The following is a 515-nucleotide window of genomic DNA, read 5'->3' as shown; positions in this document are numbered from 1 at the left end:
TACTGTTTTACCTAAAAATTCGCCACGGCGCTCTTTTTCAATAACACTTTGGTAAATACGCCCTGTAGTTACATTATTTGCCTGACTTGTTGGCACGTTTAAAAAACGCTCGTAGTGTCCTAAATCTAAATCGGTTTCAGCACCGTCTTCAGTTACATAACATTCGCCGTGTTCATACGGGTTTAGTGTACCTGGATCTACGTTAATGTATGGGTCTAATTTTTGAATGGTTACTCTGTAACCTTGGGCTTGTAAAAGTTTTGCCAAAGATGCGGCTATAATACCTTTTCCTAATGATGATGTAACTCCTCCGGTTACAAAAATGTATTTTGTACTTGTCATTGTGCGCTTATAAACGCAGGCAAATTTACAAAATTAAAATAGTTATCAGTAAAATACTTTTTAGTTATTTACGGTTTCTTATTAACAAAAAAAATCACTAAAAATTATTTTATATTCAGTTCTTAGGATCGAAGTCATTCAATTCTCATAATACTGAAAATCAAAGTTTTTAC

The 515-nt window shown here is 33.4% G+C and carries 1 pseudogene; it reads right to left on the bottom strand.

Annotated elements, in window-relative coordinates:
- Positions 1 to 342 (bottom strand): annotated as a pseudogene (locus FUA24_RS23270) (CTP synthase); the annotation flags it as partial.
- Between the last annotated feature and the right edge of the window lie 173 nt (positions 343 to 515).

The sequence above is a fragment of the Seonamhaeicola marinus genome, from assembly GCF_008085455.1.
The sequence above is the reverse complement of the archived record's forward strand: the minus strand, read 5'-3'. Positions and strand labels throughout refer to the sequence as shown.